At 69.7% G+C, this 25,555-nt stretch carries 27 protein-coding genes; 12 read left to right on the plus strand and 15 right to left on the minus strand.

Features of this window, described 5'->3' with window-relative positions; translation table 11 throughout:
• Positions 1–54: 54 nt before the first annotated feature.
• On the minus strand, positions 55–312 hold the full coding sequence (locus INT51_RS22130; RefSeq protein ID WP_226832066.1) for a sigma factor: 258 nt from the start codon (positions 310–312) through the stop codon (positions 55–57).
• 144 nt (positions 313–456) lie between these two features.
• Between INT51_RS22130 and INT51_RS07140 the strand changes: the two genes are divergently transcribed.
• Genes INT51_RS07140 through INT51_RS07150 form a run of 3 tightly spaced genes read left to right on the plus strand, consistent with a single transcriptional unit; the run spans position 457 to position 1,340 of the window.
• Positions 457–759 carry an antibiotic biosynthesis monooxygenase gene (locus INT51_RS07140; RefSeq protein WP_193104517.1) on the plus strand — a complete coding sequence of 101 codons (303 nt, stop codon included), beginning with the start codon at positions 457–459 and terminating at the stop codon, positions 757–759.
• An 8-nt stretch (positions 760–767) separates the two neighbouring features.
• Complete coding sequence (locus tag INT51_RS07145; protein WP_193104518.1) at positions 768–977, plus strand: hypothetical protein; 210 nt, start codon at positions 768–770, stop codon at positions 975–977.
• A 9-nt stretch (positions 978–986) separates the two neighbouring features.
• Entirely contained in the window at positions 987–1,340 is a 354-nt protein-coding gene (locus tag INT51_RS07150; RefSeq protein WP_193104519.1) for a DoxX family protein, read from the plus strand.
• Between the two features lie 12 nt (positions 1,341–1,352).
• Here the strand turns inward: INT51_RS07150 and INT51_RS07155 are convergent, their stop codons facing one another.
• The 3 genes from INT51_RS07155 to INT51_RS07165 form a co-directional block, all read right to left on the minus strand.
• Entirely contained in the window at positions 1,353–2,132 is a 780-nt protein-coding gene (locus tag INT51_RS07155; protein ID WP_193104737.1) for an RNA methyltransferase, read from the minus strand.
• A gap of 73 nt (positions 2,133–2,205) precedes the next feature.
• Positions 2,206–3,000, minus strand: a complete 795-nt coding sequence (locus INT51_RS07160; RefSeq protein WP_193104520.1) for an ABC transporter ATP-binding protein — start codon at positions 2,998–3,000, stop codon at positions 2,206–2,208.
• 39 nt (positions 3,001–3,039) lie between these two features.
• Complete coding sequence (locus INT51_RS07165; protein WP_226832067.1) at positions 3,040–5,223, minus strand: DUF6351 family protein; 2,184 nt, start codon at positions 5,221–5,223, stop codon at positions 3,040–3,042.
• 192 nt (positions 5,224–5,415) lie between these two features.
• Between INT51_RS07165 and INT51_RS07170 the strand changes: the two genes are divergently transcribed.
• Both INT51_RS07170 and INT51_RS07175 read left to right on the plus strand, forming a co-directional pair.
• On the plus strand, positions 5,416–6,891 hold the full coding sequence (locus tag INT51_RS07170) for an RNB domain-containing ribonuclease (protein WP_193104521.1): 1,476 nt from the start codon (positions 5,416–5,418) through the stop codon (positions 6,889–6,891).
• A complete protein-coding gene (locus INT51_RS07175; RefSeq protein WP_193104522.1) occupies positions 6,888–7,673 on the plus strand; it encodes a hypothetical protein in 786 nt (261 codons plus the stop codon). The genes INT51_RS07170 and INT51_RS07175 overlap by 4 nt, the downstream gene beginning before the upstream one ends.
• 2 nt (positions 7,674–7,675) lie before the next feature.
• On the opposite strand, the gene glgA is transcribed toward INT51_RS07175, so the two are convergent.
• On the minus strand, positions 7,676–8,869 hold the full coding sequence (gene glgA, locus INT51_RS07180) for a glycogen synthase (RefSeq protein WP_193104523.1): 1,194 nt from the start codon (positions 8,867–8,869) through the stop codon (positions 7,676–7,678).
• Between the two features lie 91 nt (positions 8,870–8,960).
• Between glgA and glgC the strand changes: the two genes are divergently transcribed.
• Positions 8,961–10,202 (plus strand): glucose-1-phosphate adenylyltransferase, encoded by a 1,242-nt coding sequence (gene glgC / locus INT51_RS07185; RefSeq protein WP_193104524.1) that lies wholly within the window; start codon positions 8,961–8,963, stop codon positions 10,200–10,202.
• The gene (gene serB, locus INT51_RS07190; protein ID WP_193104525.1) at positions 10,199–10,861 is read left to right on the plus strand and encodes a phosphoserine phosphatase SerB; all 663 of its coding nucleotides are present in this window, start codon (positions 10,199–10,201) and stop codon (positions 10,859–10,861) included. Before glgC ends, serB begins: the two co-directional genes overlap by 4 nt.
• A gap of 4 nt (positions 10,862–10,865) precedes the next feature.
• Here serB and INT51_RS07195 read toward each other — a convergent pair whose 3' ends face one another.
• The gene (locus tag INT51_RS07195) at positions 10,866–11,393 is read right to left on the minus strand and encodes a histidine phosphatase family protein (RefSeq protein ID WP_193104526.1); all 528 of its coding nucleotides are present in this window, start codon (positions 11,391–11,393) and stop codon (positions 10,866–10,868) included.
• 54 nt (positions 11,394–11,447) lie between these two features.
• Positions 11,448–12,173 (minus strand): beta-ketoacyl-ACP reductase, encoded by a 726-nt coding sequence (locus INT51_RS07200; RefSeq protein ID WP_193104527.1) that lies wholly within the window; start codon positions 12,171–12,173, stop codon positions 11,448–11,450.
• Positions 12,174–12,301: 128 nt separating this feature from the next.
• Here INT51_RS07200 and INT51_RS07205 point away from each other — a divergent pair, with 128 nt between their 5' ends.
• The 5 genes from INT51_RS07205 to INT51_RS07225 all read left to right on the plus strand — a co-directional run bounded on the left by INT51_RS07205 (position 12,302) and on the right by INT51_RS07225 (position 16,469).
• Positions 12,302–13,768 carry a hypothetical protein gene (locus INT51_RS07205; RefSeq protein WP_193104528.1) on the plus strand — a complete coding sequence of 489 codons (1,467 nt, stop codon included), beginning with the start codon at positions 12,302–12,304 and terminating at the stop codon, positions 13,766–13,768.
• Entirely contained in the window at positions 13,765–14,280 is a 516-nt protein-coding gene (locus INT51_RS07210) for a hypothetical protein (RefSeq protein ID WP_193104529.1), read from the plus strand. Before INT51_RS07205 ends, INT51_RS07210 begins: the two co-directional genes overlap by 4 nt.
• The gene (locus tag INT51_RS07215) at positions 14,277–15,188 is read left to right on the plus strand and encodes an SURF1 family protein (RefSeq protein WP_193104530.1); all 912 of its coding nucleotides are present in this window, start codon (positions 14,277–14,279) and stop codon (positions 15,186–15,188) included. The genes INT51_RS07210 and INT51_RS07215 overlap by 4 nt, the downstream gene beginning before the upstream one ends.
• Positions 15,160–15,972 carry a glycerophosphodiester phosphodiesterase family protein gene (locus INT51_RS07220; RefSeq protein WP_193104531.1) on the plus strand — a complete coding sequence of 271 codons (813 nt, stop codon included), beginning with the start codon at positions 15,160–15,162 and terminating at the stop codon, positions 15,970–15,972. The genes INT51_RS07215 and INT51_RS07220 overlap by 29 nt, the downstream gene beginning before the upstream one ends.
• Positions 15,973–16,118: 146 nt before the next feature.
• Complete coding sequence (locus tag INT51_RS07225) at positions 16,119–16,469, plus strand: RNA polymerase-binding protein RbpA (RefSeq protein ID WP_193104532.1); 351 nt, start codon at positions 16,119–16,121, stop codon at positions 16,467–16,469.
• Positions 16,470–16,557: 88 nt separating this feature from the next.
• On the opposite strand, the gene INT51_RS07230 is transcribed toward INT51_RS07225, so the two are convergent.
• From INT51_RS07230 to tatA, 8 genes are all read right to left on the minus strand, one after another.
• Positions 16,558–17,115 (minus strand): FxsA family protein, encoded by a 558-nt coding sequence (locus INT51_RS07230; protein WP_193104533.1) that lies wholly within the window; start codon positions 17,113–17,115, stop codon positions 16,558–16,560.
• Positions 17,116–17,152: 37 nt separating this feature from the next.
• Positions 17,153–17,908, minus strand: coding sequence for a polyprenol monophosphomannose synthase (locus tag INT51_RS07235; protein ID WP_193104534.1), 756 nt, complete (start codon positions 17,906–17,908; stop codon positions 17,153–17,155).
• 2 nt (positions 17,909–17,910) lie between these two features.
• A complete protein-coding gene (gene lnt / locus INT51_RS07240; protein ID WP_193104535.1) occupies positions 17,911–19,524 on the minus strand; it encodes an apolipoprotein N-acyltransferase in 1,614 nt (537 codons plus the stop codon).
• Positions 19,521–20,333 (minus strand): hypothetical protein, encoded by an 813-nt coding sequence (locus INT51_RS07245; RefSeq protein ID WP_226832069.1) that lies wholly within the window; start codon positions 20,331–20,333, stop codon positions 19,521–19,523. Before INT51_RS07245 ends, lnt begins: the two co-directional genes overlap by 4 nt.
• Entirely contained in the window at positions 20,330–23,257 is a 2,928-nt protein-coding gene (locus tag INT51_RS07250) for an RNA helicase (protein WP_193104536.1), read from the minus strand. Before INT51_RS07250 ends, INT51_RS07245 begins: the two co-directional genes overlap by 4 nt.
• Complete coding sequence (locus INT51_RS07255) at positions 23,254–24,225, minus strand: diacylglycerol kinase family protein (RefSeq protein WP_193104537.1); 972 nt, start codon at positions 24,223–24,225, stop codon at positions 23,254–23,256. Before INT51_RS07255 ends, INT51_RS07250 begins: the two co-directional genes overlap by 4 nt.
• Positions 24,222–25,115 carry a twin-arginine translocase subunit TatC gene (gene tatC / locus INT51_RS07260; RefSeq protein WP_304502105.1) on the minus strand — a complete coding sequence of 298 codons (894 nt, stop codon included), beginning with the start codon at positions 25,113–25,115 and terminating at the stop codon, positions 24,222–24,224. The genes INT51_RS07255 and tatC overlap by 4 nt, the downstream gene beginning before the upstream one ends.
• A 78-nt stretch (positions 25,116–25,193) precedes the next feature.
• Positions 25,194–25,532 carry a Sec-independent protein translocase subunit TatA gene (gene tatA / locus INT51_RS07265; protein WP_193104538.1) on the minus strand — a complete coding sequence of 113 codons (339 nt, stop codon included), beginning with the start codon at positions 25,530–25,532 and terminating at the stop codon, positions 25,194–25,196.
• Positions 25,533–25,555 lie beyond the last annotated feature (23 nt).

The raw sequence follows: 25,555 nt of genomic DNA on the forward strand, positions 1-25,555 counted from the left end.
CCGCAGGGCCGCCCCGTCATCGCGGTGAGCGTGCTGCGGCAGCGGTTCCGGGAGTCATGGACCGACGTAGCTCTCGCGGTGCACGCGAGCCGACTTCAGCACGTCCAGGCAGATGCGACCGACCACCGTCGTCAACCACGCCGTCGGGTTGTCGATGGCGGACCGTTGCGCCGGGGATTGCCCGAACCACCGTGAGTAGCCCTCCTGCACGGCGTCCTCCGCCTCCGTGACCGAACCCAGCAGGCGATAGGCGGCGCCGAGGAGATGCCGGCGCACGGCCTCCTCGACGAGAGGTTCTGACGTTCCGCTCATCTGATGCACACCTTTCCGACGAGTCACGCCGCCAGGATGTCAGGTGCATGCCGTGCTGCGGACCCGCCCTGACATCTGCGCCGTCCACCTCGTCGAGCCCTCAGAGCGCGGCAGAGAGTGCCGCCCGAGCGGAGGAGCCTCACCATGGACACGCAGCCGACAGCCTTCATCACCGTCTTCGACGTGGATCCCGAGCGACAGCATGATCTCCTGGACGTCCTGCAGGAAGGGGCGGACCAGGTGATCCGTCACCGCCCCGGCTTCATCGGGATCTCCCTCTTCGCCAGTCAGGACGGTCGGCGAATCATCAACGTCGCACGCTGGGAGACCGCCGACGCCGCAGCCGCGACCCGGGACGATCCGGACGCCGCGACGTACTCCGCGCGGGCGGCGGCCCTCGGCTCCCCGGTGCCCGGCGTGTTCTCCCTCGCCGCCGATATCCGGTGACGGCGCCGATGGGACTGACAACCGCTTTCGTCCTCCTCGGGTTCTCCTTCTCCGGTGCTCAGGCGGGCCGTCGGCTGAGCGACGTCGCCGGCTGGGAGGCCGACGACTCCGCAGCCGGGACCCGAGATGATCCGGAGATCGCGCGATATGTCGCGCGGGCAGCGGCCACCGGCCCCCCGGCTCCCGATGTGCTCTCCCTCGCGGCCCAGATGCGGTGACCGACGCTGATGGAGACGGCAACCTCGATCGTCCTGGTCGTCACGGCAGCGGCGAACATCGCCATCGCGATCGCAGACCTGGCGCGAGCCGAATTCGTCCTGGCCAACTCGGCCGAGGTCGGCGTGCCGGAACGGTGGCTGCCACCGCTGGCGGTGCTCAAAGGAACGGGCGGTGCCGGACTGCTCCTCTGGTTCGCCGACGTCACCGTGCTCCCCGTGCTCGCGGCAGCGGGCCTGGTGTGCTTCTTCCTGGTCGCGAACGCCGCGCACGTCCGCGCCCGCGTGTTCCACAACATCGGATTCCCGGGGGTCTACCTCACTCTCGCGATCGCATCCCTGTGCCTGATCGTCGCTGCGAGCTGAGGGGCCGAGAGGTCACCTCGTCGCGTAGAACGCGACCGCTGAGGACGCGGCCACGTTCAGCGAGTCGACGCCGTGCATCATCGGGATGGTCACGCGCCTGTCGAGTCGTCGATCAGCGCCTGGCGTCAGGCCATGGCCTTCGGTCCCGAAGACCAGCGCCAGGTGCTGATGGTCCTCGGCGACGAGCTCGTCGAGACCGATCGCTCCCTCCCCCAGCGTCATGCCGGCCACGACGTAGCCGGCGTCCCTGAGCAGGTCGATACCGGCCGGCCACGACTCGACGCGTGTCCAGGGGACCTGGAAGACCGTGCCCATGGACACCCGGATCGCACGTCGATAGAGCGGGTCGGCGCAGCGCGGAGTCACCAGCACGGCATCCACTCCCATGGCCGCGGCTGATCGGAAGCACGCACCCACGTTGGTGTGATCGACCAGATCCTCGAGGATCGCGATGCGGGACCGGCGTGGCGAGCCCGCGCCCGCCTCGTGCACGCCAGTATCGCGCAGCACCTCCGCCACCTCGGGAAGCGCCGGGCGCTGCATCGCGGCCAGCGCGCCGCGGTGGAGGTGGAAGCCGGTGAGCTGCTCGATGAGCTCCCCTTCCCCGACGTACACGGGAACGTCGGGGAACTGCTCGTACAGCGGCGCGAACTTCTCCTTCCACTTCTCGGCCATGAGGAAGGAGCGCGGCGCCATCCCGGCGTCGACCGCCCGGGAGATGACCTCGTAGCTCTCGGCCATGAACAGGCCGCGCTCGACCTCGACCCGCGCTCGCAGGCGCACATCGGTCATACGCAGGTAGTCGTCCAGCGCCGGGTCCGAGAGCTCGGTGATCCGGTGCAGCTGTGAGTCGGCCACCTCGGGATCAGTCCAGCGAGAGGGAACGCGCCGTGTAGCGGCCCCCGCGCTGCTCTGCCACCAGGGGCAGCCCGAAGGTGCGGGTGAGGTTCTGCGAGGTGAGCGTCTCCGCGATCGGGCCTGCCGCGACGAGTCCCCCTTCGCGCAGCAGAGCCACGTGGGTGTAGCCCGGCGGGATCTCCTCGACATGGTGGGTGACCAGCACGGTCACCGGGGTCGCGGGGTCCTTCGCGAGACGGCCCAGTGTGCGCACGAGCGACTCGCGGCCGCCCAGGTCCAGGCCGGCGGCGGGCTCGTCGAGCAGCAGCAACTCGGGGTCGGTCATGAGGGCGCGGGCGGCGAGCACGCGCTTGCGCTCACCGGTGGACAGGGTGCCGAACATGCGGCCGGACAGATCCCCGACGCCGAAGGCTGCGAGCAGGGTGCGCGCCCGGTCGAGGTCGAGCTCGTCATAGTTCTCGCGCCACCGCCCGATGACGCCGTACCCGGCGGTGACCACGACGTTCTCGGCGGTCTCCTGCACGGGGATGGTCTCAGCGAGCTCCTGGCTGGCCAGCCCGATCATGGGGCGCAGTTCGAAGATGTCGACCTTGCCGAGCTGCTCGCCGATGATCTCGACGGTTCCGCTGGTGGGGTGCATCCGAGCCGACAGCAGGCGCATCAGGGTCGACTTGCCGGCGCCGTTCGGTCCCAGGACCGCCCACCGCTCGCCCTCGGAGATCTCGAGGGACACGGAATCGAGAATGTTGCGCCCGCTGCGGCGGACGACGACATCGGTCAGGGAAGCTGCTGCAACGGCCATGAGCCGAGCCTATCGTCCGCCCCGCCGTGCCGGGACGCCTCAGAACCGCTGCCAGGCTCCGGCGTGATCGACCTGACCTCGACCCGGCACCGCGTAGTCGCACACGCCCTGCGGGAACGACTCCCGCAGCCGCTGCCACTGCGCATCGGTGAACTCCACCGGGTACTGCGAGCGCTCCGGGTCCGTCGTGGTGCAGGCGATGACATCGGCTCTCACCGACTCCCCCGCCACCTCGCGCGGAAAGCTCGCCGAGGGGTAGAGCCGCTCGCAGTCGGACTCCGGACCGCGATCCAGCTCCATGGGCAGGAACTCCGGGTCCTCCCCCCGGGTCATGCACCCCTCGACGAGCGCCTCGGGTCGAGCGGCACCGATCTGCTCGAGCGTGGGCCGCCGTGAAGGATCGTCCGACAGCTCCAGCGTGGACAGCCACGCATCCATCTGGTCGATGCCGTGCATGAGCAGCGGGCTGTTCGTGCTCAGCCCTCCGTAGCGGTGGTCCTCGAGCAGGCTCACGTGGTTCACGGCGGAGCCGTTGGCCTCCCGCAACCGCTCGCGCATGGACGTGGTGTGGTACCGGACGTGGATGTCTCCGTTCTCCTTGTCGTCGACGTAGGCGCGGTAGTCGATGATCGGCGTGCTCGCCATGCCCTGGCCGCCGTCGGTCAGACGACCCGTCCGGTAGGCCGCCTCGACCGCCGGGAGATCCGCCACGGATCGTTCGGCACGGAAGTTCGCGTCGTGGTCGTAGCCGCCGATGTTCTCGTTGAGGTCGAGGAACTGCTCGGGGCTGATGGTCCCGTCCGCCAGAGCCCCCAGCCCGTACTGGATCCCGACGTTGTCGAGCGGTCGCAGCGCGAAGCCGGTCTCCGGATCGGTGCCGTAGATGTTCTTGGTGTGGTCGTAGACGTCGCAGCGCACCCCGGCCGGGTTGGTGTCGGGGTCATAGCGTTCGGCCTGCGGCAGCACGCCCGGGCAGAAGGCCCGCGGATCGATGCGCCGGGCGCCGACGGCGACGTTGTCCATGGTCGCGAGGGTCTCGAACCCGGTCACCTGCCGCTTCTGCTCCTCGGTCCACTCCATGTCGGGGACGCCGGCGAAGTAGTGCTGGAGCAGCCGAGCATCGGTGATGAAGTCGATCGTGCCGAAGCCGACCTCCGGGAACGACGCGCCGACGACGATGCCGTCGAAGAGCCCGGGATAGTTGTCAGCCGCCTGATGCGCCTGGTACGCGCCACCTGAGGCGCCGAAACCGATGGTGAAGGTGTCCCTGCCGTAGGTCTCGAGGAACTCCTCCTTCGTCATCTGCGCGGTCTCGGAGGTCAGAAGGTCGTTGCAGTTGTTCCCGAAGACGTTCAGCGAGGAGGAGACCATCGCGTAGCCCGTGCCGAGCAGGTTCGCATCGAGCACCCCGCCGGTGCCCGAGCCCTGGCGATACCAGCCGCCGGTGCATCCTCCGCCGAGGGTGTAGACCACCTTGCCGTTCCAGCCGGCCGGACTGTCGACCGGGCTCACGGGCGCTTCGGTCAGCGGATCGTGGAGCGCGGTGTGCTGGAAGATCCCACGATTCGCGGTGCCGTGCGCGATACGGACGATGAAAGGCACCTCGATCCCGTCGGACGTGGTGGTGTGCGCGAGGTCGGCGGGGTAGTCCGAGGCGTCCTCGGGGAACGCGGCCCACTCCCCCGCGCTCGTGTAATAGACGTGGTCGACGCGGTCATCGATCGAGCAGTTCTCATCGAGCGGCTGGCCGAGCGATTCCTCCAGGCCCGGGATGAGGAAGTCCTGGGTCTGGCAGTAGAAGGGCTGCTGATGGGGTCCGCTCAGCAGCGGGCCCTCGTCCGCATGGTTGACCACGATGAGCTCCGCGTCGCCGCGCGCCTGCCCCGGCAACGATGCCTCGATCCGGTTCTCACCGATCACCATGCCCTCGACCAGACCGACGAGCACCTCGCGCTCCTGATCCCCGTCGAAGGCATCCGTGACATCGACACCGTTGAGCGTCACCTCCACCCGGTCGTGCGGGACATTGTGCCCGGAGGAGATCTCGACCAGCGCATCTCCCCCTGTCACCAGGTCCGGTGCGCTCGAGACGGTGCTCAACCGCAGCCCGCTGGACTCGCGTGCCTCGGGGACGTCAGCCAGGGCCTGACCGGCGACCAGCAGCCAGAGTGCTGTGGCCAGGGAAAGGAGCATGCGGGCGCGGGACCTGGGTGCGGTCGGCATCGTGGAATCCTTCGGGGCGGTGAGGTCAGAGGTGCTCGGGCGATCGCTGCGAGCACGCTATCGGGCGCATTGAGCTGGGACTCAGGAAATCCGCAGTCTTTGCTCAGCCGTAACCTCCCCGTCGTCGTCGGCCGCTGAGATCCGATCCCCTTTAGACTGAGCGCGCCCGAACCGCCGTTCCAGGAGGTCGATGTGCCACACCGTCCCGTCTCCCTGCACGCCCCCCGAGGATCGGTCGCGGCCGACGTGATCCGCGAGGGCATCGATGCCCTCCTGGTGACGTACGCGAAGGACATGCCCCTGCAGTTCCCCGCCGAGGTCCTCACCGCAGCGCAGCAGGCCGCGGCGCGTGGGGTCGCAGCCGCCGAACGCACGGATCTCACCACGGTGCCCTTCGTGACGCTGGACCCCGCCAGCTCCACGGACCTCGACCAGGCCATGCACCTCGAGCGCACCGACGACGGTTTCCGCGTGCTCTACGCGATCGCCGACGTGCCCTGGTTCGTGGACCTGGGCAGCAGTCTGGACCACGAGGCACGACGTCGCGGCGAGACCCTGTACCTCCCCGACCGTCGGATCCCCCTGCACCCGGAGGTGCTGTCCGAGGGCGTCGCCTCCCTGCTGCCGGAACAGTCCACGCCAGCCTTCGTGTGGGTCCTGGATCTCGATTCCACCGGTGAGATCCGCGAGATCGGCCTGGAGCGCTCCCTGGTGCGATCGATCGAGAAGCTCGGCTACGACCAGGTGCAGGAGGATCTCGACAACGGCGGGGCGCATCCGATGATGCTCCTGCTGCAGGAGATCGGTGCGCTGCGAGCCGCTCACGAGAGCGCCCGCGGCGGGGCGAGCCTGAATGTTCCGGAGCAGGAGGTCGTCGAGGATGGTGACCTGATTCGTCTGACCTGGCGGCGACCCAACCCGATAGAGGACGCCAACGCGCAGATCTCGCTGATGACGGGGATGGCGGCCGCCCAGCTCATGCTCCAGCACGGCGCCGGGATCCTGCGCACCATGCCCCCGGCGCAGGACCGTGCGATCGACCGTTTCCGCCGGCAGGCCGAGGTGCTCGGGATCCCCTGGCCGAGCGGGCAGGCCTATGGCGAGTTCCTGCGCTCCCTGGATTGGCACGAGCCGGCCCATCTGGCTCTGCTCAACCACGCCACCGCGCTCTTCCGCGGTGCCTCCTATGCGTCGTTCACGAGCCCGGAGGAGGTGCCGAGCGACCCGGAGCAGGCCGCGATCGCCGCGCCGTACGCCCACACGACGGCGCCGTTGCGCCGCCTCGTGGATCGCTTCGTGCTGCTGGTGTGCCACGCGCACGTCGAGGGCAGGCGCCCCGATCCGGAGCTGCTGGCCGCTCTCGGGGAGATCCCCGACGCCATGACGTCCACCGGCGCCAGAGCTGGGGACCTGGAGCGGCGCGCGGTCGAACTCGTGGAGACGGCGGCACTGGCCGCCTGGGAGGGCGAGACCTTCGCCGCGACCGTGATCGAACGCCGGGAGTCGAAGGAGGGGACCCGCGTCGAGGTCCAGCTGACCGATCCGCCCGTCACGGCGTGGGTGCCGATGGATGCCGCGATCGGGGCCGTCGTCGACGTGCGCCTGGAGTCCGTGGATCCTGTTCAGCGACGAGCCGTGTTCGTGCCGGCGAACGAGGAGGCGGCGTGAGCGAGGCCGCTGCCGGCCGGGACCTCGTCGCGCTCCCCCGCGCCGCCGTGCTGATGCTGTGGGCATCGACCTATCTGCGGGGAGATCTCGGTCCCGACGACGCCGCCGAGATGAGCTTCGGCGTCGGCCGCAGTGGCCCCAGCGGTGAGGGCGAGGATCTCTTCTCGTGGATGACGGCGCTGCGCCGGCTGCCCTTGGCCCAGCTCCGCCTGGTCCTGCCCCGGCCCGGCCGTATCGCCGGCATGGTCGGGCCCCCTGCGGCCCTGCCGGCGGCGCTCGAGGCGGAGCAGGCGATCGTGGTCACCGCGGCCGGGATCGCCGACCACACGCTGATCCCGGTCATCACCCCGGTCGAGCATCCCAGCGGCGGCGTGAACGCCGTGAGCTGGATCAGGCTCGATGCCCCGCTCGGTACTCACGTGCCTCCGGCGGCGAGCTCCGGGCACGCGCGCGAGGAGCTGCTGCGGGCGCTGCGTCGCGCGGCCGACGGCAGCATCGACCTGGACCTGGTGCCCGACGAGCCCGTCGAGCCAGCCCGGATCCCCTCCACCTGGATCTCGACCGCTCTGCCCCGGCATGTCGAGGCCAGTTCTGCGCACCTGCTGGTCCTGGCGGCGCGCACCGTGCTGCTGACGCGCTCCGAGATCGACGAGGGCCATGGCCACACCATCCACCTCGCCGAAGCGCTCACGAGGCGCGGGCTGCTCGACGAGCTGCACGACGTCGCCCGCGGCGCCCTCGTCGAGGCCGTCGAACGGATCGTCTCCGCCGAGACCGGCTGAGCTCAGGTGCCCTGCGCGATCACCCTGCGGTACACCTCGAGGGTGCGCTCCGCGATCGAGGTCCAGGAGAAGTGCTCCGCGGCCCGGCGCCGGGAGGCCTCACCCATCTCCTTCGCCCGCTGAGGATCGGAGACCATCCGCACCAGGGCCGCGGTGAGGTCCGCGACGTAGCGGTCCGGGTCGACGGGGGTGCCGGTGCCATCGGTGAGCTGCTCGAGCTGCACCAGGTAGCCGGTCTCCCCATCGGCGACGACCTCGGGGATCCCGCCGGTCGCGGAGGCCACCACCGGGATGCCGCAGGCCATCGCCTCGAGGTTCACGATGCCCAGCGGCTCGTACACGCTCGGGCACACGAAGGTGGTGGCGTGACTGAGGATCTGGGTGAGCTCGTGGCGCGGCAGCATCTCGGTGATCAGGTGCACGTTGCCGCGCTCCGCAGCGAGCTCGCCCACCAGCGTGTCGACCTCGTGGGCGATCTCCGGGGTGTCCGGGGCGCCGGCGCACAGCACCACCTGGTAGTCGGCGGGCAGATCGCGCACGGCGCGCAGGAAGTACGGCAGACCCTTCTGGCGGGTGATGCGGCCGACGAAGACGATCGTCGGCGCCTCCGGATCGATGCCGCGGGCGGTCAGCGCAGAGGTCTCGGGGTTCGGGGACCACTGCTCGATGTCGATCCCGTTGTGGACCACGTGGACCTTCGTGGGGTCGACGGAGGGGTAGGCCCGCAGTATGTCCGCGCGCATCCCGGCGGAGACGGCGATGACCCCGGCCGCGCCCTCATACGCCGTGCGCTCGGCGAAGGAGCTGACCCGATACCCACCGCCGAGCTGCTCGGCCTTCCAGGGGCGCAGCGGTTCGAGCGAGTGCGCGGACAGCACATGCGGGATGCCGTGCAGCAGCGAGGCCATATGGCCGGCGAAATTGGCGTACCAGGTGTGGGAATGGACGAGGTCCGCGCCGGCGCAGTCCGCGGCGATCAGCAGATCTGTACCCATCGTGCTGAGGGCGGCGTTGGTGCCCTCGAGCTCGGCCGGGGTGCTGTAGGAGGAGGTTCTTTCCTCGTCGCGCTCGGCGCCGAATGCCCGGACCTGGACATCGATGTGGGGGCGGAGCACGCGGGTGAGCTCGGCGACGTGCACTCCGGCCCCTCCGTAGACCTCCGGCGGGTACTCCTTGGTGAGCAGATCCACGCGCATGTGCGACTCCTTCTCAACTACGGCTCATCCGGTGCGTCCACATGGGCCGAACTCGGCGTGACCAGTGCCACGTCTGGTCTATCCTCGCATTATGCCCTCGAAAAAGGTCCTCGCCATCGTCCTCGCCGGCGGTGAGGGGAAGCGGCTGATGCCGCTGACCCTCGACCGGGCCAAGCCGGCCGTCCCGTTCGGCGGTATCTACCGCCTCATCGACTTCGCGCTGTCGAACATCGTGAACTCCGGCTTCCTGCGCGTGGTCGTGCTGACGCAGTACAAGTCCCATTCGCTGGACAAGCACATCGCGCAGACCTGGCGCATGAGCTCCCTGCTGGGCAACTACGTCGCACCCGTGCCCGCGCAGCAGCGCATGGGCAAGCACTGGTTCCGCGGCTCCTCGGACGCGATCTACCAGTCCATGAACCTCATCCACGAGGAGAAGCCTGACTACGTGGTCGTCGTCGGCGCCGACAACGTCTACCGCATGGACTTCTCCCAGATGGTCGATGCGCACGTCGAGTCCGGCAAGGACTGCACGGTCGCGGCGATCCGCCAGCCCCTCGACCAGTCCGACCAGTTCGGCGTCATCGAGACGGATTCTGCGGACCCCACCACGATCAAGGCCTTCGTCGAGAAGCCGAGCACCACCCAGGGGCTCGCCGACGATCCCGGATCGATCCTCGCTTCGATGGGCAACTACGTCTTCACCACCGACGCCCTCGTCGAGGCGGTCACCCGCGATGCGCAGGACGACTCCAGCAACCACGACATGGGCGGCGACATCGTGCCCTACTTCGTGGACCAGGGCGCCGCCGGCGTCTACGACTTCATCCACAACGTGGTGCCGGGCTCCACGGATCGCGACCGCGACTACTGGCGGGACGTCGGCACCCTGGACGCCTTCTACGACGCCCACATGGACCTCATCGCGATCCACCCGGTGTTCAACCTGTACAACTACGACTGGCCCACCTTCACCGGGCATCGCAATGAGCCGCCGGCGAAGTTCGTGCACGCCGGTCCGGGCCGCGTGGGCACCGCGGTGGATTCCCTCATCTCTCCGGGCGTCGTCATCTCCGGGGCCCAGGTCTCGAACTCGGTGATCTCTCCCGGAGTGCGCATGAACTCGTGGTCGAGCATCTCGGACTCGGTGGTGATGGACGGCGTCTCCGTCGGCCGTCACTGCCAGATCCACCGGGCGATCATCGACAAGAACGTCGTGGTGCCGCCGCGCACCCAGATCGGCCTGGATGCTGATGCGGACCGTGCTCGCGGGTGGATCGTCACCGAATCCGGCATCACGGTGATCGGCAAGGGCACGGTCATCGAACCGTGACCGCGTCAGCACGACAGGTTGCCGGGTTGCTGATCTCCGATGTCGACTCGACGTTCCTGACGCAGGAGGTCATCGAGCTCGTCGCCGACCATGCCGGGGTGCGCGAGGAGGTCGAGGAGATCACCACCTCCGCGATGCGCGGGGAGCTCGACTTCGCGCAGTCCCTGCGCGCGCGGGTGGCCCTGCTCGAGGGGCTTCCGGAGTCCGTCCTCGCGCAGGTGCGCACCGTGCTGGCACCGACGCCCGGGGTGCTCGAGCTGGTGCGCCGCGCGAAGGCCGACGGATGGATCGTCGCCCTGGTCTCCGGCGGTTTCCATGAGGTGATCGACGAGCTGGCCGCGCAGTCCGGCATCGACCACGTGCTCGCCAACCGCTTCGAGATCCGCGAGGGCCGCTTCACCGGGAAGGTCTCCGGTCCGATCATCGACGGGGCGGCGAAGCGTCGCACCCTCGACGAGCTGGCGCAGACCTACGAGGTGCCCGCTGCGAGGATCGTCGCCATGGGCGACGGCGCTAACGACCGGGAGATGCTGCGGGCCGCCGGGACCGGGATCGCCTTCCACGCCAAGCCGGCGCTGCGCGAGGTGGCCGACGTGATCCTCGACGGGGACTCGCTGCTGGAGGCTTGGCCGCACCTGCAGGCGGCCGCCGCCCGCTGAGACGCTACGGGCGCACGATCGTGTGCAGCGTCAGGGAGTCCTCGTGGAGGTCCGCCCAGTGCGCCAATCCCCCGGACAGGACGCCCATGGCGCCGGTGGGCAGGCCGAGGCGAGCCTGCGCGATCGAGCCCGGATCCGACTCGTCGTCCCCGAGCAGCGCCAACATGGACGCCATGGTCGGCTCGTGGCCGATGACCATGACCACCGCGTGCTCGTCCTGGACCTCGCGCAGCGCCGTGATCAGCTCACCGATCCCCCCGCTGTAGATGTCCTCGTGGAACGTGACCACGCCGTCGAAGCCCGGCATCGCGGAGGACACCGCGTCCCAGGTCTGAGTGGTCCTCAGCGCGTCGGAGACGAGCACCCGGGCCGGGTGCACCGACTGGGAGTCGAGGTACTCGCCCACCAGGCGGGCCTGCGTGATTCCTCGCTCGGCGAGGTGGCGCTCATGGTCCGGCTGTCCGGAGCCGCTGTCCGCCTTGCCGTGACGCATCAGGAGCAGGAGGCGACTGTCGGGGTCGGAAGATGACATGGGGCTGCGTTCACGCCTTCGTTCGGGGATGGTCTCGTCGATCCAGGATCCGGATCAGTGTCCCATGCCCAGGCCGCCGTCGACGGGGATGACGGCGCCGGAGATGTAGGCCGCGTCGTCGCTGGCGACGAACGCCACCACCCGAGCGACCTCCTCGGGATCGGCGAAACGCCCGGCAGGGATCGCCTTGCGGTAGCTCGCCTGCAGATCCTCGGACAGCGACTGCGTCATCTCGGTGTCGATGTACCCCGGGGCGACGACGTTCGCGGTGATGCCGCGCGAGCCGAGCTCGCGGGTGATGGCGCGGGCGATGCCGATGAGGCCGGACTTCGAGGCCGCGTAGTTGACCTGTCCGGGGGAGCCGTAGAGACCGACCACCGAGCTGATCAGCACGATGCGGCCCTTCTTCTTGCGCATCATGGACTTGATGACGCGCTTGATGGTGCGGAAGGACCCGGTGAGGTTCGTGTCCAGGACGGTCTCGAAGGAGTCGTCGCTCATCCGCAGCAGCAGCTGGTCATCGGTGACGCCGGCGTTGGCCACCAGGACGTCGATCGGTCCGTGCGCCTCCTCGGCCGTCCTGATCGCGGCATCGAGGCTGTCCCCGTCGGTGACGTCGGCGGCGACGGTGAGCGCGCCCTCGGGCCCTCCCTGGCCGGACCTGCTGGTCACGGACACCTTGTCTCCGCGACGGAGGAACTCCTCGGCGATGGAGCGACCGATCCCGCGATTCCCTCCGGTGATCAGGACACTGCGCGGCTCGGGGGTGGCGTCGGACATCTGAGCTCCTTGCTGGTGGGACTGTGGGGACAACGGACCTGCGTGCTCTACGATACGGGGCGAGACAGTGTCGGGATTCTTGGGGGAAGCCCGTCCACGAACTTCAGCCTCGGGAAGGTGCTACTGAGATGGCATACCGCTTCAACCCTCCGCCGAACTGGCCGATCGATGACCCGAACTGGAGCCCGCCTCCCGGCTGGCAGCCGGATTCGTCATGGGGCCCCGCTCCCGAAGGATGGAACTTCTGGATCGAGGGCGACGCGCCCGCTGCGGCGGAGAGCACCGCACCTGAGGAATCTGCGGCTCCGCAGGAGCCTGACGCGGATGATGGCACCCGACTCGTCCCGACCGATCCGCAGCAGCCCTCCGACGACGACGCGACCCGGGTCGGCAGGACGGACGAGCAGGGCGCCATGGGTGCTGCCGCTCCCGTCACCGCCGGCGGTGAGGACGTGACCGAGGGCCGGGCCGACGATTCCACACATGTGGCCGATACCGATGAGCAGAACGAGCCGGCGCAGAGCAGCGGCGAGTCCGCGACCGATGGTGACGTCTCCGAGGGGACGTCCTCCGAGACCGCCGAGTACCAGGGCCCTGATCTCGAGGCAGGGCTCGCGCAGCAGGCCCCCTACGAGCAGGCTCCCTATGAGACGGTCGAGCCTGTGCAGTCCGACCCCTACGGCGGCGCGGGCGCCGAGGCGCCCCAGCCGGACGCGGGATACGGAGCTGCGGCTGGTGCTGGTGCCGCAGGCGCTGCGGGGTACGGTGCCGTGAGCGCCGGCGATCAGGGGTATGGCCAGGCGTCCCCGGCTCCGGGGTACGGCCAGCAGTCTCCGGCTCCGGGGTACGGCCAGGGTTCGGCGTCCGACTACCCGGCCCCTCCGGGATACGGCCAGGATTCCGCGAACGGGTGGACCGCGACCACGGCCCCGGGCGAGGCCCCGAAGAAGGGCGTGATCGCGCGATTCTGGTGGGTCGGCTGCATCGTGCTGTTCCTCGTCGGGGCGCTGGTCATCGCTGTGATCGGTGGCATCCTCCTCTTCGGCGGCAACGACGAGACTGCCGGTGGAGAAGGCCAGACCACCACCCAGGAGGAGTCGGCCGACGAGGAGGAGACGACGCAGGAGGAGGAAGCTACCGAAGGAGCCGAGTCCCCCGACCCGACCACCGCGCTGCCGACCATCGACCCGTCCGCCGAGGCGAAGGACGTCATCGGCGAGAACGGTGCCGGCACGGTCGCCGTCCACATGGCCTGGGTTCCTGCCGAGGAGCTGCCCAGCATGTACGGCGGCACCGTCGAGCCCAGTCCGAACGGCGAGTACCTGGTCATGACCGCGGAGATGACGGTCACCGAGGGCCAGATGGACTTCCCCTCCTTCTACTTCGAGGTCATGACGCCGTACGGCGGCGCGGTCGAGGACGCGACCGAGACCTACGCACTCGCCGATTCAGGGCTCGACTACGACTCGTCCTACGAGTTCACGAAGGGCGAGAGTTACACGATCACGAAGCTCTTCGCACCCAAGCGTGCCGCGGGCATGACGCTCCAGTACGACAACTACGTCGACGTGTACACCTGGGACGTTCCTGCGTGACCACGCGTTTCAATCCTCCACCGAACTGGCCGGAGCCACCGCACGACGGCTGGATCCCGCCGGCGGATCTCCGCCCCCAGTACTCCTGGGGGCCGGTTCCGGCGGGGTGGCGGCTGTGGTTGCCGCAGGAGCCCATCGGTCGCGGTGAAGCGCCGCTGCAGGACTCCGAGGGCGTACCCGCCAGCGGTGCTCGCCCGCGCAAGCGGGTGGAGTCGTACCCGGTCGCCGTGCTCAACCCCGGCATGTGGTCCCAGAACCACCTGGAGGACGAGGACTACGGATTCCCGCCCGCCAAGCCGGTCAAGAACCGCCCGCGGCTGCGACTGGGGATGACGATCACCGTCACCGTGCTCGGCTTCGTCCTGGCAGCGCTGACCGCCGTGACGTTCGTGCTGCTGGTGGACTTCGCCGTGGAGGACCTCCCCGGCATGCTCTCCGGCTCCGCCGGGTCCGTGCACGGCGTCCCGACGGCGGGAGCAGCACCCGTGGCGTCCGCGCCGGTTCTTCCATGACCGCTGGTTCGTCTCGTCGGAGTGCCCTGCTCGGCCGCGACTCGCTTCTGGGCCTGCTCGGGGTGACGCTGGCCTTCGCCCTCTGCGTCGGACTGGGCTTCTGGCAGTTCGGACGTTTCGAGGACAGGCGGGACTCCGCGGCCGTGATCGACGCGAACCACGATGCCCCTCCGGTCGCTCTCTCGGAGGTGCTCCCCTCCCCCGACGCACCCCTCGCCGCCACCGACGACTGGACCCCGGTCGCGCTGGACGGCAGGTACTGCACCGATCCGGAGTGCGTGCTGTACGTGCGCAACCGACAGGTCTCCGGCCAGGTCGGCTTCTGGCAGTTGGTGCCCTTCCGAGCCGACGAGGGCACCACGGTGCTCGTGGTGCGCGGCTGGGTGGGTTCGCAGGGCACGACCTCGGCCCCCGCGGATCCGCCTCCGGTCCCCGAGGGGGAGTTGGCGATCACCGTACGGCTGCGTCCTGCCGAGCCGATGCTCGATCGGGAGAACCCGCCCGGTCAGGTCCACTCCGTGAACCCCCCGCAGATCGCTGAGCTGCTGCCCGAGGACGACTCCGTCCTGGTCGACGGCGCGTACGGTGATCTCGCCGAGGAGGATCCCGCCTCGCCGCGCCCGGCGGCGCTGCCGGAACCGGACACCTCGCTCGGCCCGCACCTGTCCTACGCTTTCCAGTGGTGGGTCTTCGCGCTGTTCTTCCCGGTCGCCTGGATATATCGCACCCGTCGTACTCTCCAGGACCTCGACACGGACGACGACCCGTACCACGACCCGGACGACGAGGAGCGCCGCAGCGCTTCGCATGACACCACCGCACATCGACCGCGCCGGGCAACCCATTCCCGGCGTCGCAGCCAGGACGAGGAGGAAGAGGATGCCCTCATCGATCACCAGGGCCACTGACCGCAGCGGGGCCCCCACGTCCCGATTCCTGCCGGGGCCGCGCCCGCGCCGTATCGCCCACCGCGGGCTCGCGCTCGACGGAGCCGAGAACACGATGCGCGCCTTCGAGGCGGCCATCACCGCCGGGGCGGACATGCTGGAGACGGACACCCACGCCACCGTCGACGGGTTGGCTCTCGCCGTGCACGACGAGGACCTGTGGCGTCTCGCCGGCGATCGCCGGCGGATCGGCGAGCTGACGGCCGCAGAGGCCGGGTCGGTGCGGCTGGCCGGCGATGAGCCCTTGGCGATGCTGGAGGACGTCCTGGACACGTTCCGAGACGTCCCGGTCAACATCGATGTCAAGGCGCCCTCCGCGATCGGGCCGGCTGTCGCGGCGATCGCCCGTACCCGCAGCGCCGACCGTGTCTGCGTGGGAGGCTTCGACGGCGCCGTCGTGCGCAAGACGGTCCGGACGGTGCACGCGGCGACCGGCATCCTGCCGGTGCGCAGCGCCTCGCGCGGCGTGATGGCCGCTTTCCTGGCGGCGCGCGCGGTCGAGGCGCCCGACGCCGCGATCCGCAGGCTCCTCGCCCCCTACGGCGCCCTCCAGGTCCCCGAGAGCTACCAGGGCTACCCGGTCGTCACCGACGCGAACATCGCCGCGGCGCACCGCGCAGGCTGCGAAGTGCACGTGTGGACTGTCGACAGCCCCCTGACCATGCAGAATCTCCTGGTCAAGGGCGCAGATGGTATCATCACCAATCGCGTCGATCTGCTCTCCGAGCTGCTCGACGGCGCATGAGAAGACCTCACGCGCTGTCGCGGCCCGCACACGGCGGAGGCGTGAGAGTCCGGAACAAATCCGGTCCCCCGAGCGTTGCCATCTCATAGACCTCACCGGGCGGGATTCCGCCCGCCCTCTATCCCCTGGCAGGAAGCGAGAACCGTATGAGCAGCCGAAGCCTGCGAGGCACCCGATTGGGCTCCCTCTCCATGGAGACCGACGAAGGCGTCCTCGCCGCACCCCGTCAAGAGTCCATCTACGACTGCCCCAACGGCCACCACATCGTGCTCCCCTTCTCGGTGGAGGCCGATGTCCCGGCCGTGTGGGAGTGCCGTTGCGGCGCGTCCGCGCTGCTGCGCGACCACGAGCGACCGGAGATGAAGCCCGGCAAGCCGGTGCGCACCCACTGGGACATGCTCCTGGAGCGTCGCAGCGAGGAGGATCTCCAGGTCCTTCTCGACCAGCGTCTCGCGCTGCTGCGCGCGGGCAAGCTGCACCAGCGTCGTAACCTCTGATCCGACGCGTCCACCGACGAGAACGCCCCCGTCCCGCCGATCGGCGGAGCGGGGGCGTTCTCGTCGGTGCGGCAGGTGCCGCCGGTTCTCAATCCTGGGACAGGGTGGGAGGAGTCCTGCCCTCGTGCGAGGGCTTCTCGGCCTCCAGGATGATCTCTCCGTCGATGACTCCGCTGTTCGTACGGCGGTAGAGGACCCGACGGGCACCGGCCGATCCATCGCCCAGCCCCATCGCCTGCACGGACTTGCGCTGCACGGGGGTCAGCAGCAGGACGAGCCCGAGGAGATCGGTGAGCAGACCCGGGAAGAAGAAGAGCACGGCCGACATCAGCGTGAAGGCGGGACGCGAGAGGTGGTCCTTGATGTCTCCGCGACCGCGCATGGCATGGACCAGGGAGCGCAGCCGCACGAAGGACTGCTGTCCGGCGGTGACGACCAGGGCGACGGCGATGATCCAGCCCACGACGATGATCAGCACCGACCACCACAGACTGGTGTTGACGCCGATGAGCACGAGGATCGCGAGCTCGAGGAGGCCGAGGACGACGATCGCGAGCGGGATCAGCGTGCCCCATCGCGACGGCGACTGTTTCGGTGAGGAGGTGCCCGGGGTGGGGCGCGGGTCGGTGCCCGGTGCTGTGCTCATGCGAGATCCCTTCCTGTGGCCCTCGAAGGTCGCCAGACTAACGCAGCCGGTCGAGAAGCTGCTGGGTGCGGCGTGAGAGTCCCCAGAGCGTCACCAGCACGAGTGCTTCTCGCACGATGCGCGGGGACATCTTGCTGACCCCTTCCGTGCGCTCGTCGAAATCGATCGGTACCTCGGTGATCACGGCACCCTCGTCGCGGGCCCGCCGAGTCATGTCGACTTGGAAGCAGTACCCCTGCGAGGCGATGTCACCGGTGATCAGTCGACGCAGCAGAGCAGCACGGAAGACCCGGTAGCCCGCCGTCGCATCCTGCACCCCGAGCCCCATCAGCGCGCGCACGTAGAGGTTGGCGCCGCGGGAGAGGACCTGACGCGTCACCGGCCAGTCGTGCACACGACCTCCTGGCACCCAGCGAGAACCGATCGCGAGATCAGCGCCGCGGCGCACGGCCTCCAGCAGCGAGGGCAGCTGCTCGGGGCGATGGGAGGCGTCGGCGTCCATCTCCACCAGCTGCTCGTAGTCGCGGGCGAGTCCCCACGCGAATCCCGCCAGGTAGGCGGGGCCGAGTCCTTCTTTGCCCGCACGGTGCAGGACATGGACGTTCTGATCGCGCGCGGCGACCGCCTCTGCCCACTGCCCGGTGCCATCCGGCGAGGAATCGTCGACCACCAGGACATGCGCCGCAGGGACGGCGGTTCGCACCCGGGCAAGCGTGCCCGGGAGCGCCTCTCGTTCGTCGTAGGTGGGGATCACGACGAGGGTCGGCGGGAGCGGGGCGATGGAGGGATGCATGATCAGTCCGTCTTCCGACGGCGCGGGGTCGGGGTGAGCGCGCGCCGGCTGCTGGCCAGGGCGGCGAGGAATCCTGCCAGGCCGACGGCGGAGATGCCGAGTGGGATCCACGGTCCCGCGGCGACAGCCGGGGTGATCCCGGTGCGCAGCGGCACCTCGGCGAGGACCGAGCCCTGCTCCCAGTGGTCGACGAAGTCGAGCCGGCGACCCTCGGGAGTGAAGATCGCCGAATGGCCGACCGTCGAGACGTGCACGACGCTGCGACCCGAGACGACGGCCATGACTCTCGCCTCCGCGAGCTGCTGGATGGCCTCGTCGGAATCCCCGAACAGCGCATTGTTGGACTGCACCACGATCACCTCGGCGCCGTCCCGGACGACGTCGCCGACGAGATTGTCGTACGCGATCTCGAAGCAGATCAGCACGCCGACGGAGTCCTCGCCCTGCCCGAGTGAGTTCATGTCCATCACCCCGACGTCCTCGCCGGGGATCATGTCCCGTGAGATCAGGTCGACCTTGTCGCTGAGCGCGCCGAAGAAGCCCCGGAACGGGATGAACTCGCCGAAGGGCACCGGGTGCCGCTTCGAATAGACGTATGGGGTGGATCCGTCGGGGGTGTACAGCACCGACTGGTTCAGTCGCTGGGTCTCCCCCACCGCAATCTGGGTACCGATGAGGATCGGTGCATCAGCGTCCGTGGACGCCGCGGTCAGCTGTTGGGCCAACCAGGGATCCTGGCGCGGGTCGTAGCCGGTGGAGTCCTCGGGCCAGACGATCAGATCCAGCTGCCGGCCCTCGCTGCTGGCCTGCTCGATCGTGGACCGGGTGACGTCGAGATGGTTGTCGAACACGCCCTCCGGCATGGTGAGCGCGGCCGGGTCGATCTTCTCCATCGAGCCCTGGATGCCGGCGACGGTCATCGTCGGGCGATCGGCGGGAGCGCGGTTGACCGGCGAGGGGACGACCACCGTAGCCAGGATCGCGGCGACCGCGACCGCGAGCGGCCAGACGCCGGCGAAGCCGATGAGCCCGCGATGACGACGCCCCAGGAGCGAGAGCGCGCCGTGCAGGAGCATCTGGCCCAGCAGCGCGACGACGAAGGCGAGCCCGGCCATCCCGATCCACGGGCCGAGGTTCAGCAGCGGAGAGTCTTCCAGGGCGAAGGCGGTCGCACCCCAGGGCAGGCCACCCCAGGGGGCGTGGCTGCGCAGCGTCTCGACCCCGACCCAGAGCGCCGAGACCACGAGCGTCGAGGTGGGGCACAGGCCGCGGCGGAGCATCACGGTGCGCGCCAGCAGCCCGAACAGGACGATGTACAGCGCCTCGAAGACGCCCAGCGCGAGCCACGGCAGGGTGCCGGCGTAGGTGTTCGCCCAGGCGGTCAGGGGGATGAAGAACGCCGCGCCCCAGGCCAGCGACACCAGGATCGACACCCAGACGTTGCGCGCGAGCAGCCCGGCCAGAAGGAGCGCGAGGGAGACCGGCAGCAGCATCCACATCCCGTAGGGCGGGAAGGCGAGGAGCGCGGTGAACCCGCCGGCGAGGCCGCACAGCAGCGCGAGGGGCCAGGCGGTGGGGTCGAACTCGTCGCGACGCCGCCGGGTGGCCGCCGTCATCCGTGGCCCCGCCCGAGCCGATCGTGGACGGGCGTCCCGTCGACCACGGTGCGCAGTGCGCGCGGAGTGCCCTGGTCGAGATCGGGCAGCAACGGGGTGCGGGCCCGCGGATCGGTGGACCAGGAGTCGACGCGTTCTGCGCGGGACTGGACGGTGAGGTCCCAGGGCTCCCACACCACGAACGTCGCCTCGATCCCGGTCTGCAGGGAACCCGGATGGCGCCTCCCGGCCACGCGCTGGCCTCCGCGGGTGGCGGCGAGGAAGGCGGCGCGATCACTGATGCGCTGGTCGGCTGCGGGTCGGCGGGTCGCCCCGCGCACCCAGTCCCAGGGATCAGCGCCGGGGTCCTGACCGCCCGAGCCGAAGGCCAGCGGCGTGCCCGCGGCGAGCAGATCGAGGTAATCGGCGTCCTCGGTGACAGGTGCGAGCACCTGGACTCCCTCTCGCTCCCCGGTGGGCCCGGGCAGACGCAGCACGATGCCGCGAGCGGCAGCGGCCGCATCCTGCGCGGGGTCGGCCGCGGCGCCGTCGGCAGTGGCGGCCGCATCCACGAATCCAGGGGTGATCAGGCACCCGGTGGCGTCGACGATCTCGGCATCCCCATGGATCATGCGAGCGGTGTCCTCGGGGCCGGTCCAGGCGATCAGACCGTCCGCGACCAGCATCGCGGACGCCTCAGGGTCCTGATTGCTGTAGAGCACGATGCCGGTGTAGAGCACGGGCGAGGTGGGCTGGGCCGGCTGCTGGGCGGTGCGGTCGTTCTCGGTCACGCGTCCCAGGGTCTCGCGCCCGCCTGGGAGAACGCTCATCGGTCGATCTCCTGGGCCACGATCCCGCGGCGCACGGCGCGGACGGCAGCGCGGGCGACGGGGCCGAGAACCTCATCAGCGGTGAGCTGGTCCAGCAGGTCGATGATCTGTCGGCAGTGGCGCACGAAATCTCCGGGAGGCAGATCGCTGCCATCGAGGGCCTCGGCGAAGTGCGCTCCCCGCGCCCAGCGGTGCACGATCGCGGCGTTCGTCGGATCCGGCGGAGGTGTCGGGTCGAGCCCGTGGCGGGTCTGCGCGGACTGCAGCTCGACGGCGATACGGGTCGAGGTCGCCAGGGCGGCGTCGACCGCGGGATCCGGGATGACCTCCGGGGCGCGGTCGTCGCGTCGTGCCTCATGGACGGCGGCCGAGACGACCGCGGCCAGGCCAGCGGCATCGAGCCCCTGCCAGGCACCGTGCTCGATGCACTGGGCGATCAGCAGGTCGCGATCGCTGAACAGACGGCGCAGACGCAACCCGCTGCTGGTGGGATGCAGCTCCTCACCGGCCCGCTCGAGGTATCCCAGTTCCACCAGCAGATCGGCGAGGCGATCGAACTGCCGGGCGAGGGAGCTGGTGCGTCCCTGGATCCGGCGCTGGACGCCGTCCAGGTCCAGGCGGGCCTTGCGCCAGCGACCCACCCAGCGCAGGTGGGAGGACAGCTCCGGGCAGTCGGCGCAGGGATGCGCCTGCAGCGCGGCGCGCAGTTCCAGCAGAGCCTCATCGGTCGCGGCGGTGGATGCGGAGCGCTCGGCGCGTGCCCGGACCTCTCGGCGCGCGTCGTCATCGTGGCCGGCCAGTCGTCGCCTCAGGGCCCCGGCGGTGTCCTTGCGGACTTTGCCGCTGCCGAGAGAGTCCTGCGGCGGGAGGCGGAGTGCGTCGATGACCGCTGGCGGTGACGGGACGTCCCCGGGGCGCAGGCTGCGGCGACGGCCCTCGGTGTCCAGCAGGTCCACCTGCGGGCCCCCGAGCACGGAGCGATCCACGTCCAGGACGACGGCGTATCCGCGACGCTTCCCGCCCGGCAGGGCGATCACCTCTCCGCGCTGCAGGGAGCCGAGCACGGTGCGGGTGCGATCGCGGTCCGCGTCCGCACGGGCACGGGACAGTGACTTCTCGCGGTCGGAGATCCGTTCCTGGATGCCGGCGTATTCCAGCAGGTCGCCACGGTCGCAGGTGACGGCCTCGCGGTACGAGTCCGCGGTGTCCTCGAGCTCCCGCGCGCGCCGGGCCAGGCCCACCACGGAGCGGTCGGTCTGGAACTGGGCGAAGCTCGTCTCGAGGGTCTCGCGCGCCCGGGAGAGGTCGAAGCGGTCCAGCAGATTCACGGCCATGTTCGGGGTGGGCCGGAAGGCGGAGCGCAGCGGGTAGGTGCGACGGGACGCCAGGGAGCCCACGGCATGGGCGTCGAATCGGGGGCCGGCGAGGACGACCGCATGGCCTTCGGTGTCGATCCCCCGACGGCCCGCACGCCCTGTCAGCTGGGTGTATTCCCCGGGCGTGAGATCGGCATGGTCGACCCCGTTGAACTTGACCAGCTTCTCCAGGACCACGGAGCGGGCAGGCATGTTGATGCCGAGCGCCAGGGTCTCGGTGGCGAAGACAGCCTTGAGGAGCCCGCGGGCGAAGAGCTCCTCGACCACTGTCTTGAGCACCGGGAGGATCCCGGCGTGGTGGGCGCCGTAGCCGTTCATCACGGCGCGGCGGAAGGCGGGGATCCCCAGCACCTCCTCGTCCTCGATGCCGATGCCTTCGAGCCGTGCGTCGAGCACGGCCCGGATCTCGCGACGTTCGGCCTCGTCGGTCAGACGCAGACGGGCGCGGGCGCACTGCTGCACCGCGCCCTCGCAGCCTGCCCGGGAGAAGATGAACATGATCGCCGGCAGCAGAGCGGCGTCGTCGAGCAGGCCGATGACCTCGGGTCGACGCATCGGGCGCGGGGCACCGCCGCCTGGGGCGGCGCTGCTGCGGGAGGCGCCGCTGCGGTCCGCTCCGCCGGAGTATCCGCTGCCCGAGTACGCGCCGCGGCCACCGCCCTTGCGCTTGTGGGGCGGCTTGTGCTGGCCGGAACCGCGAGGCCGGTGCCGGCCGCTGTTCCCCTTGCGGCCGCCGGGAGTGCGGCCCCTGCCCCCTCCGGAGCGCTCGTCCACCGGGAGCGAGAACGAGGTGACGCGTTCGATCTCGGGGTTGACCTGACGATCCCCCCGGACGCCGGGGCCATGGGAGACGACGGCTTCGCCATCCGCGTCGACGAAGAGATCCATGAGCTCATCGCCGATGATCACGTGCTGCCAGAGCGGGACCGGGCGGGTCTCGGAGACGACGATCTCCGTGGAGCCGCGCACCTCCTGCAGCCAGGCCCCGAACTCCTCGGCGTTGGAGACGGTCGCGGAGAGGGCCACCAGCTGCACCGAGGCATGGAGGTGGATGATGACCTCCTCCCAGACCGGGCCGCGCAGCCGATCGGCGAGGTAGTGCACTTCGTCCATGACCACGAAGCCCAGACCGTCGAGCCGGGAGGAATCTGCATACAGCATGTTGCGCAGGACCTCGGTGGTCATCACCACGACGTCGGCGTCGGGGTGGATCGAGGTGTCCCCGGTGAGCAGGCCCACCCGATCGCCTCCGAGCCAGTCCACCAGCTCGCCGTACTTCTGGTTCGACAGCGCCTTGATGGGTGCGGTGTAGAAGACCTTGCGGCCCTGGGAGAGAGCCAGGTGGACGGCGAACTCGCCGACGACGGTCTTGCCCGCGCCGGTCGGGGCGGCGACCAGGACGGAGCTGCCGCTCTCGAGCACGCGACACCCGGTGAGCTGGAAGTGGTCCAGGGCGAAGTCGTAGCGGGTGGCGAAGACGCTGAGCTCGGATCCGGCGAGCTGCTGCTCGGCCGCCCAGCTGGCGTACTTCTCGGCGGGTGAGCTCACGGGGCTCCTTCGGACGCGCTGTCGGCGTCGTCGCTCGGGGCGGAGAGGTCGGCGAGCAATCGCACTGCTCCGGGCAGTATGCGGGCGGTCAGGGGAAGCAGGGAACGGGCCTCGCCGTCGGCGTAGGAACGCACGGCCCGCCCGTGGCGCAGACCGACCGTCACCTCGCGGACGGGCCGGATGGTGAATCCGTCCACGGTGGTGTGGGTGCCGCGGAAGACCCGCGGGAAGAAGCGCAAGAGCTCTGCCCGGCCGACCTTCTCGAGCGTGATCAGCTCGAGGGATCCGTCGTCCAGACGGGCCTGGGGGGCGATATTCATCCCGCCGCCGAAGAATCCTGAGTTGCTGAGCGTCACCAGGGTCGCGTCGAGGTCCTGGCGCTGCCCGCCGTCCACCTCGATCCAGTACGGCAACGGGTGGAAGGCGGGCAGCTCTCGCAGCACGGCGGTGGTGTACCGGAAGGTGGGCCCGCGACGGGAGGTATTGGCCCGCGCGTTGACCAGTGCGTCGAAGCCGAGATTGACATTGCCGAGCGCGATCGAGCGGTGCGGCGGCGCGTTCCCCCCGGCGGCGGCAGTGATCTCGATCGCGTCGATCGCGACCACCGGGCGGGACAGGGCATGCAGCAGGGCTCGGGTGGATTCCTCAGGATCGTTCAGGGGCAGACCGAGGGCCCGCGCGAAGTCGTTGCCGCTCCCGGCAGGCACGATGCCCAGGCGCACAGGGGTACCTGCCACGATCTCCGCTCCGAGCGAGACGGTGCCGTCCCCGCCGACCACGACGAGCGCGGTCAGGGTGTCGCGGACCTCTTCGGCCCGGGCCCGCGCGACTCGCGCCGACGGGCCGGAGATGTCGACCACGGAGATGCCGGCCAGACGCAGGAGATGGCCGACCTGCCGTCCCACCCGGTGCGCGGTGCCGAGGGCTGCTGTCGGGTTCGAGAGCAGCCCCACCCGCAGCCTGCTCACCTGCCGTCGTCCTCATCGAGGCTGGAGGGGCCATCGACCGACTCGACCTCATCGTCGATCCGGCTGGCCTCGTCGTCGTCGAGATCGGCGTCCTCACCATCCACGCCCAGGCGACGATCGTGGATGAGGGCGACGACGATGGCGGAGAAGAAGAGGCTCGCCATCGCGCCGGACATGGCCAGCAGCGTGATCGGCTCGGGGGTCGGCACCATGATCGCGGTGAAGAGCACGCTGATGAAGATGATCCAGCGCCAGCCCTTGAGCATCGTCTTGCCGCGGACGAGGCCGAGGAAGTTCAGCAGCACCATGACGACCGGGATCACGAAGGCGATGCCGAAGGCGAGCATGGTTTTGACCAGGAGGTTCAGGTACTCGTCGTACCCGATCAGCTGATCGACCTGGTCGGTCTGGGGCGTGAAGCTCAGCAGCACCGGGACCAGCTGGTTCACGGCCCAGTAGCCGGAAGCGCAGCCGATGAAGAACAGCGGGATCGCGGCACCGAAGAAGCCGATCGCGTACTTGCGCTCCCCCTTGTGCAGGCCCGGCATGACGAACAGCCAGATCTGCAGCATGATCACCGGCGAGGACAGGATCAGCCCGACGTACGCGGACATCTGCAGCCGAACGTTGAGTCCGGTTCCCACGCCCCGGAAGTTGAGGGATGCAGGCAGGCCCTGGTTTGCCGCGAGGGTGAACGGACGCTTGAGCGCCTCGAAGACCTGCTCGTAGGCGAGCCAGCCGACGATCGAGAGGAGCAACACCGCGACAGCGCTGATGATCAGACGATTGCGCAGCTCGACGAGGTGCGCCCCGAGGGCCATGCGACCTTCGGGGTCCTTGGACGAGCGGCCCCTCTTGGCCTGCTCGCGTCCCTGCGTATCACTCGCCACGGGTCAGCTTCCTCCCAGCGTTCTGGGTCCGGGCGATCTCTCGCCCGGACTCCACGACGTCATCCAGCGACGAGATGCTCAGTCGCGACGGTAGGAGTCGCCGTCCTCGCGCGGACGGACGGGCTCGCGATCGACGTCGTCGCGGGGATCGTACTCGCGATCATCACGGGCGGGACGGTCATCGCGGGCGCGGCTGTCGTCGCCGCGTTCATCGCGGGAGGACCGGGCACGAGGCTCGTCGACCTCGTCGTCCTCATCCTTCTTCTCGTCGCCGCGCATCTCCTCGACCTCGGACTTGAAGATGCGCATGGACTTCCCCATGTTGCGAGCGAGACCGGGGAGCTTGTTCGCGCCGAACAGCAGCACGACGATCAGCACGACGATGACGATCGCCCAGGGGTTGCGGAACAGATTCATGGAAGACCCTTTCAACAGCGCCG

Source organism: Brachybacterium sp. FME24, assembly GCF_014897705.1.
Lineage (GTDB): Bacteria > Actinomycetota > Actinomycetes > Actinomycetales > Dermabacteraceae > Brachybacterium.

Coding starts and splice junctions, on each gene's coding strand:
- INT51_RS22130 (WP_226832066.1), bottom strand. CDS start 312: ATGAGCGGAACGTCAGAACCTCTCGTCGAGGAGGCCGTGCGCCGGCAT.
- INT51_RS07140 (WP_193104517.1), top strand. CDS start 457: ATGGACACGCAGCCGACAGCCTTCATCACCGTCTTCGACGTGGATCCC.
- INT51_RS07145 (WP_193104518.1), top strand. CDS start 768: ATGGGACTGACAACCGCTTTCGTCCTCCTCGGGTTCTCCTTCTCCGGT.
- INT51_RS07150 (WP_193104519.1), top strand. CDS start 987: ATGGAGACGGCAACCTCGATCGTCCTGGTCGTCACGGCAGCGGCGAAC.
- INT51_RS07155 (WP_193104737.1), bottom strand. CDS start 2,132: ATGACCGATGTGCGCCTGCGAGCGCGGGTCGAGGTCGAGCGCGGCCTG.
- INT51_RS07160 (WP_193104520.1), bottom strand. CDS start 3,000: ATGGCCGTTGCAGCAGCTTCCCTGACCGATGTCGTCGTCCGCCGCAGC.
- INT51_RS07165 (WP_226832067.1), bottom strand. CDS start 5,223: ATGCCGACCGCACCCAGGTCCCGCGCCCGCATGCTCCTTTCCCTGGCC.
- glgA (WP_193104523.1), bottom strand. CDS start 8,869: ATGCGCGTGGATCTGCTCACCAAGGAGTACCCGCCGGAGGTCTACGGA.
- glgC (WP_193104524.1), top strand. CDS start 8,961: ATGCCCTCGAAAAAGGTCCTCGCCATCGTCCTCGCCGGCGGTGAGGGG.
- INT51_RS07195 (WP_193104526.1), bottom strand. CDS start 11,393: ATGTCATCTTCCGACCCCGACAGTCGCCTCCTGCTCCTGATGCGTCAC.
- INT51_RS07200 (WP_193104527.1), bottom strand. CDS start 12,173: ATGTCCGACGCCACCCCCGAGCCGCGCAGTGTCCTGATCACCGGAGGG.
- INT51_RS07205 (WP_193104528.1), top strand. CDS start 12,302: ATGGCATACCGCTTCAACCCTCCGCCGAACTGGCCGATCGATGACCCG.
- INT51_RS07215 (WP_193104530.1), top strand. CDS start 14,277: ATGACCGCTGGTTCGTCTCGTCGGAGTGCCCTGCTCGGCCGCGACTCG.
- INT51_RS07220 (WP_193104531.1), top strand. CDS start 15,160: ATGCCCTCATCGATCACCAGGGCCACTGACCGCAGCGGGGCCCCCACG.
- INT51_RS07225 (WP_193104532.1), top strand. CDS start 16,119: ATGAGCAGCCGAAGCCTGCGAGGCACCCGATTGGGCTCCCTCTCCATG.
- INT51_RS07230 (WP_193104533.1), bottom strand. CDS start 17,115: ATGAGCACAGCACCGGGCACCGACCCGCGCCCCACCCCGGGCACCTCC.
- INT51_RS07235 (WP_193104534.1), bottom strand. CDS start 17,908: ATGCATCCCTCCATCGCCCCGCTCCCGCCGACCCTCGTCGTGATCCCC.
- lnt (WP_193104535.1), bottom strand. CDS start 19,524: ATGACGGCGGCCACCCGGCGGCGTCGCGACGAGTTCGACCCCACCGCC.
- INT51_RS07245 (WP_226832069.1), bottom strand. CDS start 20,333: ATGAGCGTTCTCCCAGGCGGGCGCGAGACCCTGGGACGCGTGACCGAG.
- tatA (WP_193104538.1), bottom strand. CDS start 25,532: ATGAATCTGTTCCGCAACCCCTGGGCGATCGTCATCGTCGTGCTGATC.